This is a genomic window from Nitrobacter sp. CN101 (assembly GCF_055390255.1).
Genome location: NZ_AP038833.1, coordinates 1,644,848 through 1,657,052 on the forward strand (window position 1 = coordinate 1,644,848; position 12,205 = coordinate 1,657,052).

The window sequence follows — 12,205 nt, forward strand, 5'->3', positions numbered from 1 at the left end:
CTGCGTTGGTGCCCGCGGCGAGCATCCTCGACAGAAATCAGCGGCCAGCACCCGATCCAAGCATCATTATGGGCGAGGATCAGGTGATCGACGCGCCAGAAATTCTGCTCAACCGATCCTATGTCCGCGTCTTTTCGACCCTTCATATCTGGAAAAAGGAGCCGTCGACGGCCGGCGTGAAGGCGATCAGCAATGCCATTCGTCGAGCGATTGGCGTGAACCGAACGGCACGGCTCGATTTGGGCGACCCGGATTATGTGTGCTCCGACTGTCATATTGAGCGTGTGCAATTCCTCCGCGACCCGGACGGCGAAACGTCACACGGGGTCATGACCATCGAAGCGCTCGTTCAACAGCGCTGGTCGGTGTCGATATGAGGGCAGGGAACTTAGACCGCACCATCACACTACAGCGTGCGACCACCACGATCGACGATTTCGGCACGCCAGCCGAAACCTGGACCAATTTAGCAACGCTTCGTGCGCAACAGGTGACGACGAGTACCGACGAATACATCCGAAACCACGGCGCATCAGACGAGACCGTGATTGTATTTCGGACATGGTGGCGAGACGGCATCACGAACGCCGACCGCATCGTCTACGCCGGAGATACCTACAACATCAAAGAGACCAAACAGATCGGCCGCCGTGCCGGATTGGAGTTGAGATGTCAGAGGATCGCGTGACCGACGAGAAGCCAACGCTCGCTGAGATTATCGCCAAGCTCAAGGAGTTTGTAGTTGAGTGCGAGAAGGATGACGAGGAGCGTAAGCTTCAGTTTGGATACTTTGAGACGTCAGAAGGAAATCTCTGAACGATGGTCGCGTTTCCCACTTACGAATTCGGTACCGTGTCAGTCGCCAACGGTAGCACGACAGTTACCGGCGACGGGGTTATCTGGTCAGGTGTGAATGCTCGTGCCGGGGATTCGATCTCGATCGATGGTGGTCCGTTCAACAGAATTGATCAAGTCACCGATCTAACCCACCTTGAACTGGTCCTGCCCGCGACTGCCGACAAGACGAACGTTCCTTATGTGGTCATTTGGGATTCACCTCTCCGCTACGTCGGCGGACAGCAGATGGTCGACGTCTCCTTCCTCATCAGCGTCCTGAACTCAAAGGGCCTGCTCTGGTACTTGCCGGACGGCTACACTGACCCGAACGACGTGGTTCCAGCGCTTACTGCGGACGACGGGCAAGGTATTCTCCGGATCGCTACAGGTGCCCTATGGGTAATGGATGGCGGGACATGGGTCTCTGCCGGCGTCTATAAAGGGTTCAACTACAAGGGCGCTTACAACCCCGCGACTGCATACGTCGTCAATGACGTCATTACGTCAGGCGGTTCCGTTTACGTCGTCACGGCACCAACAACCGGTCACACTCCGCCGAACGTGTCCTATTACGATGTATTCGCGTCAAAGGGGGATACAGGAGCAACCGGACCCACGGGAGCAACTGGTCCAGGCTACAGCGCCACGTCAACAACTTCGCTAGCCATCGGCACGGGCAGTAAAGCATTCACCACGCAAGCCGGTCTAGCCTACACCAACGGCGCGCGAGTGCGGGCGTCGTCTGCAGCCAATACCGCAAACTGGATGGAAGGTCTCGTCACGTACAGCGGCACGACGCTGACGATGACATCCACAAAGACGGGCGGATCCGGGACGCACGCTGACTGGAATCTGAACGTCGTTGGCGAACCTGGTGCCGGCGACCTATCTTCGGCGAATAACCTCTCCGACCTCGCGAGTGCAACTACCGCGTTGACCAACCTGGGCGGCACCACGCTCGGCAAAGCGGTGTTCACTGCGGCTGATGCGGCGGCTGCGCGGGCGGCGATTGCGGCGGCGCCGAACGATCTTTCCAATATCAGCCTTGCGGTGAGCGCCTCCGCGGGTGCGCTCACGATCGCGTTGAAGGATGCTGCCGGCAGTGATGCGACCGCAACAACACCTATAGTTCTCGATTTTAGAGACCCGACAGGCGCCACGGGAAGTAAGACTAAGCTCGCCATTACAGCAGCGACGTCCCTGGTGCTCTCTTCCGGCTCGACCTTGGGCGTCACATCATCGACCGCGTTCCGACTTTGGGTTGTCGGATTCAATGATGGTGGAACATTCAGGCTTGGTGCGATCCTCTGCACGGTACCCGGCCAACAGTTTGCACTGAACGAAAGTCTGGTGGCGTCCAGCACGGCAGAAGGTGGTGCCGGTGGGGCTGATAGCGCGGGCGTGTTCTATACCGGGACCGCAGTCAGTTCGAAGGCCTTCCGGATTCTTGGTTATATCGAGTGGGGCGCCTCGGGTTTAACGGCGGGCACCTGGACCACGACCAATCTATCTGCTGTCCAGACATTCGGACCGGGCATTAAATTACCTGGCCAGATCGTGCAAATACGGCACGTGTCTTCCTCGGGTGGTAGCACAACAAGCACGACCTTTGTTGATGTCACTGGCGCGACTGCGACAATCACACCAACGTCGGCGGCCAGCCTTATCTCGTTGCTTGCAACTTGGACCTACACACAGGCATTCCTCGCGTCCACCAACGTTCTCTATTTCAGTACCTTTTTGCGAGGAGCGACCACACTTCCGGGAGCTAACCTAACAGCCAACTCGAACACGTCGGCAGGTGGTGTCGGCTTGGGTGGATTTGGTGCGTTCTCTAAGCTCGACGCGCCAAACTCAAACTCTTCGACTACATACAAAATGCAGCATGCAAGCAACTCCACGTCTAGCACGGCCGCTACGACGAATTTTGTAATGACGCTACTTGAAGTGGCGGCGTGACCCGTGAAAGGCACTAAACCAAATCTGATCATGACCAAAGACGCGATCAACCGCAACAAGTCGGCGCCAGGCTGGATGTCAAAAGACGCGAAGACTGAATGGAAGCGCGTTTTTCCGTCGCTTGTCTCGCGGAAAATTCTTACCGCGGCGGACCTTGGAGGTCTCGAAAACTACTGCATTGCGATCGGTCGTGTTCGCCAGATTGAGAAAGCCCTTGGAGGCGGATTCGACGACAAGCTTGTACGCGCCCAAGACAAGGCGATGACCACGGCCCGCCAACTTGCCGCCGAGTTGGGATTGACGCCTGTATCCCGTTCGCGGCCGTCGGTACGTGACAACAACGATGAAGATGACGAAGACAATCCGCTCAACGTATCCTGACTGGCTCTTTGACGACAGTCCGATTGATGACCCGTTCGGCTATGGCGAGCGGGCGGTCCAATTCCTACGCCGTCTAAAGCATCCGAAATCGACCCTGCCAAAACGCGCATTTCAGCTCGATCCGTGGCAAGAACGCATTGTTCGGCGCATCTATGGTCCGGGCAATGCCGATGGTACGCGCACCGTCAATACCGTCGTGATTCTCGTCCCACGCGGCAACCGCAAGACGAGTTTGGCAGCCGCCCTCGCGTTGCTCCATACCATAGGCCCTGAGCGTGTGCCTGGTGGCGAAGCGATATTTGCGGCTTCTGATCGTAAGCAAGCAGGTATTGCGTTCAAGGAAGCACGCGGCATCGTCCAGGCAGATAAGCGCGTCGCCTCCAACCTTAAGGTGTACGATCCTCACAATTCGGCGAAGAAGATTGAGTATCCACGCGAAGCCACAGAGTTGGAAATCGTTTCGTCTGATGCGCCGGCGCAGGAAGGACGAACTCCCGCCTTCGTGCTGGCGGACGAAATCCATATCTGGCGGGGCACTGATCTCTGGAAGGTTTTGACCAACGGTCTCGATAAGACCGACAACAGCCTACTAGTTGTAGCCACGACGGCGGGTAGGGGCCAGGACAATATCGCTCATGAGGTTATCGAACGCGCGCGAAAGATCGCGCGCGGCGATGTGGTTGACCCCGGCTGGCTTCCAGTCCTGTTTGAAGCTGATCCGGACTGCGACATTTACGATGAGGGCAACTGGCGTCGGGTAAATCCTGGCAGCGGGCATGGCTACCCGTCACTAGCCGGCTTTCGTAGGCATATCGAGCGAGCCAAGGACAGTCCAACGGAACGCGATAGCCTCAAGCAGTACAAGCTTAATATCTGGCTTGATCAGTCGACCAGCCCATTCGTCGAAATGGCAGTGTACGACAAAGGCGACCGACCGATTCCGGACGATATCGACGGTCTCCCGTGCTGGATCGCGGTCGATATGTCGTCCACAACCGATTTGACCGCAGTTGTCGCGTGCATTCCGTATGGCGACGATTTCATTATCCTTCCGCACTTCTTTTGCCCCGGTGACAATCTGCGAAGCCGCGGCGACCGCGACAGCGCGCCATACGTGGCTTGGGCCGAGCAGGGGCACCTTACCCCGACACCGGGTAACGTCATCGATTATGCAACCGTTGAGACGTGCATCCGTGGTCTATGCGAGCGCTTCGACGTTGGTGAAATCGGCTTCGACAAGGCGCTCGCACAGCCTGTGATGGGTCCGCTTACCAACGACGGGCTTCCGTGCGTTGTCATCGAACAGAAATGGCAGGTGCAGACGCCAGCGCTCCGCGACCTGGAGAAGGTGATCCTAGAAGGTCACTTCGTCCACGCCGGCCATCCCGTGTTGCGCTGGAACTTCGCGAACATCGCAGTTCACAGTTGGGGCAACGATAACCGCGCGTTCCGCAAGGACAAATCGACCGGCCGCATCGACGGCGCCGTCGCGTCCTGGATGGCAGTCAGCCGCGCATTGGCTGGTGACGCACCGTCGATCTACGACTCGCCGAACTGGTCCGACGATATGGCATGGGTGTGATGAGCGACGATAACAACGATTTTGATAAGTACATCAACAGCGTTCCGGACAAGATCGTTGCGGAATTATCCGGAGCCATCCGCGATCAAGCCGAAATGCTGTCGGACGCACAGCGCCAGGCGCTTGAGCAGTTGGAAGTTGAGCCAACGGGCGATCTTGCCGCGTCGTGTGTCGCACTGCCGACCGAGGACCCACTTACCTACCTGGTCCAAGCTGGCGGCGACATGACCACCAAGGAAATCCGCAAGGGTAGCGGCGTTTCATATGATTACGCCGAAGCGTTCGAATTCGGCACCAGCCGCCAACATGCCAAGCCGTTCTTTTGGCCGACGTACCGTGCGAAACGGGCGGGTATCGAGCAGACCATCAATGATGCAGTGGAGAAAGCCTTAAAATGAGTGCAGCAGCGCGTGAAGTAACATGGGCGGGAGGCAAGCACGTCTTTGACCTAAATAGCCGGCGCGTTGCCTGGATGTTGAACGATGGCTTTCCGGGGCAGTACGGCACTTCGGTCTTCGCCGCGTTCAAGCGGTTTGAAGAACGGGTGCATTCCCCACTGGATATTGCGAACGTATTCCGGGTCGGTCTGCTCGGCGGTGGCATGTCGGAGAAAGATACAGATGCGCTCATTGCTGACCATGTTCGTGGCCAGCCGTACCACGCCAACGCGGTAATCGCGCATGGTCTGATTGTCGCTATTTTCGAGGACGCACCGAATGCCAACGCCAGCGCTTAACGTCGCAATCCGGGCGGACACGTCCAAATTCAAGTCGGACATGGAATCGACCTCTGCCATCGCTCACATGGCAATCGGTCGAATTACTCGTTCCGTCATTGAAATGAATTCCGGCTGGCTGGCCTCGCAAGGTGTCGCTGGCACGGCAACCTTGGCATTTGGCAACTTGCTTGGCGTGCTGGGGCCGATCGCACTAGGTATTACCACCGTCAAGAATTCGTTCCAGCTACTAGATTATGCGATTGATCTTTCAAAGAAGCAGGTTGCCGAGTTCAGCGAGCTTGCAGATAAAGCTAGTTCGTCAGGGTTTGACGCTGAGTTCTTCCAGCGCATTACAAAGAGCAGCGGCGAAGCGCGGGAGAAGATCGACGGCCTATCCGAGGCGCTGGTCAAGTTCAATGAGGCGAGCGCGCATAAGCTCGGTGGTAGCGATCTTCAAAACCGAATCGACGAACTTAAGAACAACGGCAACCTGTCCAACAACACCGGGGTCGCCGCGTTCGCAACCGCGGGTGATGCAGAAGCGCGGTTGCGAGCCATCGTTAGCCTGATCAATCAGATGATGGACGCGGGCGAGCGCCTTGCCGCTTTGGATCTAGCCGGGAGGGCATTCGGCCCGCAAATCACCGCCGCGCTACGCGACAATAACGGCTATTTGGACGCCATGCTGAAGCGCGCCGATGCGCTAAGTAAAACCAAAATCGTTTCGGACGAAGACCTTGGCCGCGCCGTTGACTTGAAGGAACGGTTAGAGGCCGCGCAAAAGGTTCTGGCGGATAAGTGGAAGCCGATTCAGGACGATCTTGCCAAGATGGGCATGACTTATCACGAATCTTGGGTGAACATCACCGAAGACCTTGCGGCGGCGGTTGGATATGCGACGCAACTCTATACGGCCCTGAAACAGGTTCCGGACTGGTTCGCTAACCGGATCGGCAATGCGTCGATTTGGAACGCAATCACCAACGCGACCACGACACCGGAATCTCGCGCCGCTTCCGAGGCATCGCTGGGCATTTCGAGTGATCCCGCAGCGATCGGCATGATCGCGGCAAACGCCAAACTCCGGTTGGCGCTACAGAACCACGCCAACATTTCGAAGGGAATGCGCGAGGCAACCGACGTTCAATCGATTGTTCGCGGCGACACGTCCAAGAATCCCGCCGACGACAAGACGGCGGAAAAGAACGAGTTCGACAGGGCAGCCGAGGCTATCGCCAAGCATACCGCCAGAATGGAAGCGGACGCACAAACGGTCGGGAAGGGCACCGCCGCTATCGAAGAACTGCGAGCGGAGTCTCAACTGCTCACCGCGGCGCAGCAAGCCGGGTTGCCGGTCACGGAAGCGATGCGCGACAAGATACAGGCTCTGGCACAGGACGCGGGCGACGCCGCATCTGCACTGGCAAAGGCAAAGGTTGCGAGTGATATCGGTGTCGGAAAGCAGACGGCGCTCCTTTCCCCGGAAGATGCGGCCATCGCGCGCGAGCTTGCTGGCATCTATGGCGATGACGTTCCGCGTGCGCTGGCGAGTTCGGAAGCGGCGGCGCTGCGGTTCAACAACGCGCTTCGAGAGGTCGGCACCCTGGGCCAGGATATCACGCGTGGCGTCTTTACCGATTTCGAAACGCAGATTCGCAAAGGCGCGTCTGCCATGGATGCGCTCAAGACCGCCGGCGTGAACGCACTCGACAAGCTCGCCGACAAACTTGCCAGCATGGCGACTGATAACCTTTGGCAAAACGCGTTCGGCGGATCCGGCTTCAATATTGGAAGCCTGTTCGGCTCTAGCAGCGCGACAGCCGGGGCAACTTGGTCGTCAGGGCTGGGCGCCGGTACTGGCGGACTATCGTTTCCAATGTTCGCCAGCGGTACCGACAACGCACCGGGCGGTCTCGCGATCGTTGGTGAGAAGGGACCAGAGTTGGTCAACCTTCCGCGAGGGTCGCAGGTTGTCCCGAACCATCAGATCGGCTCGGCGATGAGTGGCGACACCATCACCGCGCCAGTTACAGTCAACATTGACGCCACTGGCGCCGACGCTGCCGGCCTCCGACGCGTCGAGCAGCAAGTTGCCGATTTGAAAGCGAACCTGCCCATGCTCACGGTCCAGGCAGTCCGAAACGCAAAGAATCGGAGGTTGCTATGATCGATCTCGACTGGTTGTCCGATCGGCTCGTCTACATTCTGCGTTGGCAGATGGACCGGCATCCCGGTGCAATGGAGACCTATCCCGACGCGCCTGAAATGCCCGCAGCCGGCTTGCGTGTATGGGGGATATTTCTCCATCTGCACGCTACGCGCGGAAGCAATGGGTTCGGCGCCAATCCGATTAGCTACCAGGATATCGAAGCCTGGTCACGGCTACGTCGCGAGCCGGTGCGTCCGTTCGAACTGGACATAATCCGCGCATTGGACGCGACGTGGCTGGAAGTCGCCGCCATCATGGCAAAGGAGCCGGACAGGCCGAAAGTCAGTTCGGAGAAGGTGACACCGCAGTTGTTCAAGCGGCTGTTCGGGTGAGGGGAAGTAAGGGATGGGTTAGATCCGGCGTGTAAATACGTGTAAATAAATGATTCGCTCTTCTCGGATTTATGGCGCACACTCTCTGCATCATCGCACGGATTGTGGCTTTTATCGGTGATGAGAACGCCAGTTTGCGCTTGCGCTCCCGCCTTCCTCTTACGGAAAGGAGCGCGCCATGCAACAGCGGCAACGTTTCGATAAAACAATAACGCTTCAAGATCGACTCGAAGATTTTGCTAAGGAGATGCGGCATAAAGCCGATAGTCTCGCGCCCGGTCCAGAACGCGACGAACTGCTCAGCAAAGCCGGACAAGCCGACGCGGCGGCCAACATAGATAAGTGGATTCGTCCGGATTACAGCCGTCGAAGTAATGACGCTTTGATCCGCGCCGACTGCTTTAAACCTTCCTAATTCGCATCAGCCTGATTATCGCACGGTTTGCGTCACCGTGATTTCGCAAACGGAATCAATGGGACCACATGCCCGCAGTTTGCGGCTATCGCTTTGAAAGATCGCGAAATCTTCTGGACTCTTAATCAGCGGGTCGTAGGTTCGAGCCCTACATCGCCCACCAACGATTTCAAAGACTTATACCGAAAACGCAGCGCCATTCCGACACCACGTCAGTCGGGTCATTCCGACAAAATCCCCTTTTTCGTTCTGGCGTCCCGTCGTTTGCGCGCACCTTCGCGCTGTTGAACCGGCGTCTGCTGCGCGTATCGCAGCAAAGCCGCCGTGGTCTTGTGTCCGCTCAATGAGCGAAGTTGGGCGTCGCTCAGACCAGCGTCAGCGCCTTCGACGTTGCCGCCGTGGCGCAGCCCCATGAATTTCACCTCAGGTCCGATGCCAGCCTTGGTACGGATGACGGCAACGCAGTGGCGGAAGTAGTCCTCGGCCCAAGGGAGGAAGGTCTTGCGGCGCCGGTCGGCGACGTCTCTCGTGACGATCAAGGTCCCGCGGCGTGGGGCATTATCGAGCCGGGCCATAAGTTCCGGCCAGAGCGCCGTTCCGTCGTCATCGTAGAGCGGAAGATCGTAAAGAACCTTCGTCTTGTGGTGGAAGATGCGCGCGCAGGCCGGCGCTTCAGAAGGGCGATAATGGCCCCATGTCAGGCGGGAGAGTATGTCAACCTGGCGCTGCAACCAAAAGAAGGCAATCATTGCCGCAGTTCCGATAGATGGCGATCCATCCTCGTCGGCAGCGGTGACGAACCTCATAAGTTCGCCATAAGAAACCGGCCGGGTGGTCTTAGGCGAGTAACTGATATCCATTTTGGAAAACGGATTCGGTAGCGGCACCGCGGCGGGCTTGCTGCGGTGAGCGACGTTCCAAGCTCGCCGGCATGCAGACATTGCGCCCTTTGCGGTTCTGGCGCGCTCGCTGCCGTCTGTCTTCTCCTTGAGCTTCTCATGAAGTTTATCGGCAGTGCCGGGCGTGACGCTCTGGAGCAGAAGCGAGCCGAACGTGCGCCCATCCTTCAGCTTGAAATTCGATACAAGCGAGAGCTGGAGGTCGATGTCCTTTCGGTACTTGCTCGATTTACCGGTGTACTTCGGTGACGCCTTGTAGACCGAGGTCATCCAGTCGAAAGATCCGGGAATTGTTTTGCTGACAGTGAGATCGCCATCGCGCAGGCGCCACGCATCGAACTGGGGGTTCAGCAATCCATCGCAGCGGCTCTTCGCTGCAGCATAGTCAGAGCCGAGCGCCTCGCTGTGCAGCGCGCAGCCGGCTTTCTTGGCCCAGCTCGGGATATCCCAATAATAGGCGACAGCGCCTGACCTGAGGCGCTTCGATACCATCAGCTTGGGCCAGCCCTGAGGCTTCTTACGCGGCATCAGATCAGATCCTCCGCGGCCTCAACGAGGGCAGGGGCTTCGACCCTCAGGCCATGGCGACGTGCGATATCTCGGTCAAGCTTGAAGCGATGCCACTTAGGGAGACAGCCCTTTGATTTGCTGGGCGCCGAATAAACAGTCGGCACCTTCTTGAGAAAGGCTTCGACACTCGGTTCGTCGCAATAGGCAGCAGCGGTTTCAGCACGCATTTCCAGCGGCCAAGCTCCGTGCGGTATCGCGACAGGACGAGACATTAGCCGGCCGCCTCCGCGCGCTTGCGCAAACTCAGCCCGGCGACGAGATCATCCCTCATAGTTCGGCGACGACTGGCCGCGGCGAGACCGCGCCGGAGCGCGGCTTTCAACGCCTTCACCACGTCGCCTTTCCTGAAGGTCTGCGCTCGGCGCGGCATTGCTCGATCAGTCTCCATCTGGGCGCCGGCCGGCCAAGCCACAGCGCGATCGTGGTTTCGAAAATTCGAAAACCGAGGCCCAGATGAAGTGGGAAAGGTTTTCGCAGCTACCCGTTTGGCCACGGGGAAATCTTGACCACGATCAAAGCAGCGCTTGCCCATCGTTCGTCAATCGGGATTTTCCGGACTTATCCTAATAGGCACGTAATGTGGGGTATCGTCGTAAAATCAATAACTTAGCTTCGCAGCAAGCCCGATCACTTTGTGTTACATATTACCCACTGCCGCCGCTCACATCGACGCGAACAGCAAAAGGCCCCGCCGAAACGGGGCCTTTCTCTTCGGGGCTCGGGGTGGTTACGCCTCGCTCATTCTCGGCGGTGCAAGTGAGAGGCGATTTTCCTCTCGGTAGCTTTCGAGCAATCGCTTGGCGCGAGCCACTGTGTTCTCACGAGACCGCATTGCCTCAAGCTCTCGCTCCAGCTTCTCGAATAGAGGTGCGTACACTGGCCCATCCAATTCGATCAGATACGCCAACAAGGCGAGACCACGTTCAAGGCGCTCGATCGTGACTTCTCCATGTGGGTCCGATTTTGGTCGGAGCGCGGTGCTGTGAACACCAGTGGTGAAAGATTTCTTCTGTCGTTCACTCATCGCTGCCCCCATGTTTGACCGTCCGCTGTGCCCTATGCATCGCCTCAAGTTCGATGCAGTCGTAGCCGTCGTCGTCTTCCCTGGCGATCGGCCGGGGGTTGGCCGCGAGAGTGACTTTGCGCGCGCGAATCTCTTTGCGGGACGAAACCAAAAAGGCAAAAAGGGCGAACCCCGCTTCAATGCTTTGAATTGTAGCTTCGCCATCATTAATTTTTTCTCTTTTCGCAATGCCGCGTCGGCACCACTCTTGCCACTCGCACAAAAGCTCGTCTGCTTCTTCTTGTGATGTCGTCATTGGTAAGTTCTCGCTGGCTGATCAAGCCGTAGCCCGTGACAGACGGACAGCCGGGGGTTGATCACGTGCGAGAACACGTCGAACGCTTTTGGGCTTGCGCCTTGGACAGCGCGTTCGCCCCCGGCCTCGTGGTCTATGATGTAGACGGTGTCTCGTGGGCGATCAAACCCAACGACGGCTTGGCACGAATCGGAAGATTTGCAAAATCTCAACGTCCAACAAAAGCTCCCATAGTTGGCGAAATCTCTCTCCCGTCAGCGCCGCGTCCGATTGCCGCTCAACTTCGCCCCGTTTCTTTGCCATGACCGAATCCGCCTCAATCCGCCATAGTGTTGCTCGCCTAGAGAAAGCAAAGGCTGCCCTTGCGCGATTTGAGGCAGCCGCGACGCTCAACGAAGCCGAAAGCGCATGGTCCGATCTTCTCCTGTCAGGAAACGCCGTTTATTCCAAGCTCGAGCAGGGCAGTAAAGCTAACGGGAAGGCATCTGCTTGGTTTGGCAGAGCCAAGAAGGCGCGGAAGGATGATCCGCTGCTGTCGTATATGCATCATGCTAGAAATTCGGAAGAGCACGGAATTGAAGATGTAACCAAACGCATGGAAGCCGGCCAAGCAACTATCACAATACGTGAACCATTTGATCCGGCCAAATTAGACGGGCTAGAATTGCGAATCGGAAAAGATGCGCGCGGGCATGTTCAGGTCTCATCTTCAAACGAAGAGGTTGTTTCGACCCAGGCATACAGCAAGCCATCGTTAGCTCTAGTCCGCGTCAAAGACCCTCGCTTCCAGGACCACTTCGACCCGCCATACGAACATCTAGGAGTAACGCTCCCAGACCAAATGCCCCCGACCGTTGCCAGGCTCTTTGTCGCCTATGTCGCGCATCTCATAGAGGAAGCTAGGTCTATGGGAATCTAAAGCGATGCCTTGAGGGACAGCTGAGGGCCCCCACCGAGGCAGGACAACTCGCACCAGAGAAATCG

At 57.6% G+C, this 12,205-nt stretch carries 17 protein-coding genes; 12 read left to right on the forward strand and 5 right to left on the reverse strand.

The features are described 5' to 3' along the window. Positions 1-8 precede the first annotated feature (8 nt). The 11 genes from ACZ5IL_RS08075 (at position 9) to ACZ5IL_RS08125 (ending at position 8,433) form a co-directional block, all read left to right on the forward strand. Positions 9-377, forward strand: a complete 369-nt coding sequence (locus ACZ5IL_RS08075; RefSeq protein WP_464596867.1) for a DUF3168 domain-containing protein — start codon at positions 9-11, stop codon at positions 375-377. After that, complete coding sequence (locus ACZ5IL_RS08080) at positions 374-688, forward strand: phage head closure protein (protein WP_464596215.1); 315 nt, start codon at positions 374-376, stop codon at positions 686-688. The genes ACZ5IL_RS08075 and ACZ5IL_RS08080 overlap by 4 nt, the downstream gene beginning before the upstream one ends. Continuing rightward, positions 670-816 (forward strand): hypothetical protein, encoded by a 147-nt coding sequence (locus ACZ5IL_RS08085; RefSeq protein ID WP_464596216.1) that lies wholly within the window; start codon positions 670-672, stop codon positions 814-816. Before ACZ5IL_RS08080 ends, ACZ5IL_RS08085 begins: the two co-directional genes overlap by 19 nt. A gap of 3 nt (positions 817-819) precedes the next feature. Further along, a complete protein-coding gene (locus tag ACZ5IL_RS08090; protein ID WP_464596217.1) occupies positions 820-2,796 on the forward strand; it encodes an autotransporter outer membrane beta-barrel domain-containing protein in 1,977 nt (658 codons plus the stop codon). Between the two features lie 30 nt (positions 2,797-2,826). Further along, complete coding sequence (locus ACZ5IL_RS08095; protein ID WP_464596218.1) at positions 2,827-3,177, forward strand: P27 family phage terminase small subunit; 351 nt, start codon at positions 2,827-2,829, stop codon at positions 3,175-3,177. Further along, entirely contained in the window at positions 3,146-4,759 is a 1,614-nt protein-coding gene (locus tag ACZ5IL_RS08100) for a terminase large subunit (RefSeq protein ID WP_464596219.1), read from the forward strand. Before ACZ5IL_RS08095 ends, ACZ5IL_RS08100 begins: the two co-directional genes overlap by 32 nt. Next, positions 4,759-5,157, forward strand: a complete 399-nt coding sequence (locus ACZ5IL_RS08105) for an HK97-gp10 family putative phage morphogenesis protein (protein ID WP_464596220.1) — start codon at positions 4,759-4,761, stop codon at positions 5,155-5,157. The genes ACZ5IL_RS08100 and ACZ5IL_RS08105 overlap by 1 nt, the downstream gene beginning before the upstream one ends. Further along, positions 5,154-5,495, forward strand: a complete 342-nt coding sequence (locus ACZ5IL_RS08110) for a GTA-gp10 family protein (protein ID WP_464596222.1) — start codon at positions 5,154-5,156, stop codon at positions 5,493-5,495. Before ACZ5IL_RS08105 ends, ACZ5IL_RS08110 begins: the two co-directional genes overlap by 4 nt. Beyond that, positions 5,476-7,644, forward strand: coding sequence for a phage tail tape measure family protein (locus tag ACZ5IL_RS08115; RefSeq protein ID WP_464596224.1), 2,169 nt, complete (start codon positions 5,476-5,478; stop codon positions 7,642-7,644). Before ACZ5IL_RS08110 ends, ACZ5IL_RS08115 begins: the two co-directional genes overlap by 20 nt. Continuing rightward, on the forward strand, positions 7,641-8,018 hold the full coding sequence (locus ACZ5IL_RS08120; RefSeq protein WP_464596225.1) for a phage tail assembly chaperone: 378 nt from the start codon (positions 7,641-7,643) through the stop codon (positions 8,016-8,018). Before ACZ5IL_RS08115 ends, ACZ5IL_RS08120 begins: the two co-directional genes overlap by 4 nt. Positions 8,019-8,196: 178 nt before the next feature. Beyond that, the gene (locus ACZ5IL_RS08125) at positions 8,197-8,433 is read left to right on the forward strand and encodes a hypothetical protein (RefSeq protein WP_464596227.1); all 237 of its coding nucleotides are present in this window, start codon (positions 8,197-8,199) and stop codon (positions 8,431-8,433) included. A 221-nt stretch (positions 8,434-8,654) separates the two neighbouring features. Here the strand turns inward: ACZ5IL_RS08125 and ACZ5IL_RS08130 are convergent, their stop codons facing one another. The 5 genes from ACZ5IL_RS08130 to ACZ5IL_RS08150 all read right to left on the reverse strand — a co-directional run bounded on the left by ACZ5IL_RS08130 (position 8,655) and on the right by ACZ5IL_RS08150 (position 11,221). Continuing rightward, a complete protein-coding gene (locus tag ACZ5IL_RS08130; protein ID WP_464596229.1) occupies positions 8,655-9,860 on the reverse strand; it encodes a hypothetical protein in 1,206 nt (401 codons plus the stop codon). After that, positions 9,860-10,114 (reverse strand): hypothetical protein, encoded by a 255-nt coding sequence (locus tag ACZ5IL_RS08135; RefSeq protein WP_464596230.1) that lies wholly within the window; start codon positions 10,112-10,114, stop codon positions 9,860-9,862. Before ACZ5IL_RS08135 ends, ACZ5IL_RS08130 begins: the two co-directional genes overlap by 1 nt. Beyond that, positions 10,114-10,272 (reverse strand): hypothetical protein, encoded by a 159-nt coding sequence (locus tag ACZ5IL_RS08140; RefSeq protein ID WP_464596232.1) that lies wholly within the window; start codon positions 10,270-10,272, stop codon positions 10,114-10,116. The genes ACZ5IL_RS08135 and ACZ5IL_RS08140 overlap by 1 nt, the downstream gene beginning before the upstream one ends. Positions 10,273-10,629: 357 nt before the next feature. Further along, entirely contained in the window at positions 10,630-10,926 is a 297-nt protein-coding gene (locus ACZ5IL_RS08145; RefSeq protein ID WP_464596233.1) for a hypothetical protein, read from the reverse strand. Beyond that, entirely contained in the window at positions 10,919-11,221 is a 303-nt protein-coding gene (locus ACZ5IL_RS08150; protein WP_464596234.1) for a hypothetical protein, read from the reverse strand. Before ACZ5IL_RS08150 ends, ACZ5IL_RS08145 begins: the two co-directional genes overlap by 8 nt. A 301-nt stretch (positions 11,222-11,522) precedes the next feature. Here ACZ5IL_RS08150 and ACZ5IL_RS08155 point away from each other — a divergent pair, with 301 nt between their 5' ends. Beyond that, positions 11,523-12,140, forward strand: a complete 618-nt coding sequence (locus ACZ5IL_RS08155; RefSeq protein ID WP_464596236.1) for a hypothetical protein — start codon at positions 11,523-11,525, stop codon at positions 12,138-12,140. Positions 12,141-12,205 lie beyond the last annotated feature (65 nt).

Excerpts from the sequence above, each read along its gene's own strand:
- ACZ5IL_RS08080 (WP_464596215.1), top strand. The coding sequence starts at position 374 with ATGAGGGCAGGGAACTTAGACCGCACCATCACACTACAGCGTGCGACC.
- ACZ5IL_RS08085 (WP_464596216.1), top strand. The coding sequence starts at position 670 with ATGTCAGAGGATCGCGTGACCGACGAGAAGCCAACGCTCGCTGAGATT.
- ACZ5IL_RS08090 (WP_464596217.1), top strand. The coding sequence starts at position 820 with ATGGTCGCGTTTCCCACTTACGAATTCGGTACCGTGTCAGTCGCCAAC.
- ACZ5IL_RS08095 (WP_464596218.1), top strand. The coding sequence starts at position 2,827 with ATGACCAAAGACGCGATCAACCGCAACAAGTCGGCGCCAGGCTGGATG.
- ACZ5IL_RS08100 (WP_464596219.1), top strand. The coding sequence starts at position 3,146 with ATGACGAAGACAATCCGCTCAACGTATCCTGACTGGCTCTTTGACGAC.
- ACZ5IL_RS08105 (WP_464596220.1), top strand. The coding sequence starts at position 4,759 with ATGAGCGACGATAACAACGATTTTGATAAGTACATCAACAGCGTTCCG.
- ACZ5IL_RS08110 (WP_464596222.1), top strand. The coding sequence starts at position 5,154 with ATGAGTGCAGCAGCGCGTGAAGTAACATGGGCGGGAGGCAAGCACGTC.
- ACZ5IL_RS08115 (WP_464596224.1), top strand. The coding sequence starts at position 5,476 with ATGCCAACGCCAGCGCTTAACGTCGCAATCCGGGCGGACACGTCCAAA.
- ACZ5IL_RS08120 (WP_464596225.1), top strand. The coding sequence starts at position 7,641 with ATGATCGATCTCGACTGGTTGTCCGATCGGCTCGTCTACATTCTGCGT.
- ACZ5IL_RS08125 (WP_464596227.1), top strand. The coding sequence starts at position 8,197 with ATGCAACAGCGGCAACGTTTCGATAAAACAATAACGCTTCAAGATCGA.
- ACZ5IL_RS08130 (WP_464596229.1), bottom strand. The coding sequence starts at position 9,860 with ATGCCGCGTAAGAAGCCTCAGGGCTGGCCCAAGCTGATGGTATCGAAG.
- ACZ5IL_RS08135 (WP_464596230.1), bottom strand. The coding sequence starts at position 10,114 with ATGTCTCGTCCTGTCGCGATACCGCACGGAGCTTGGCCGCTGGAAATG.
- ACZ5IL_RS08140 (WP_464596232.1), bottom strand. The coding sequence starts at position 10,272 with ATGCCGCGCCGAGCGCAGACCTTCAGGAAAGGCGACGTGGTGAAGGCG.
- ACZ5IL_RS08145 (WP_464596233.1), bottom strand. The coding sequence starts at position 10,926 with ATGAGTGAACGACAGAAGAAATCTTTCACCACTGGTGTTCACAGCACC.
- ACZ5IL_RS08150 (WP_464596234.1), bottom strand. The coding sequence starts at position 11,221 with ATGACGACATCACAAGAAGAAGCAGACGAGCTTTTGTGCGAGTGGCAA.
- ACZ5IL_RS08155 (WP_464596236.1), top strand. The coding sequence starts at position 11,523 with ATGACCGAATCCGCCTCAATCCGCCATAGTGTTGCTCGCCTAGAGAAA.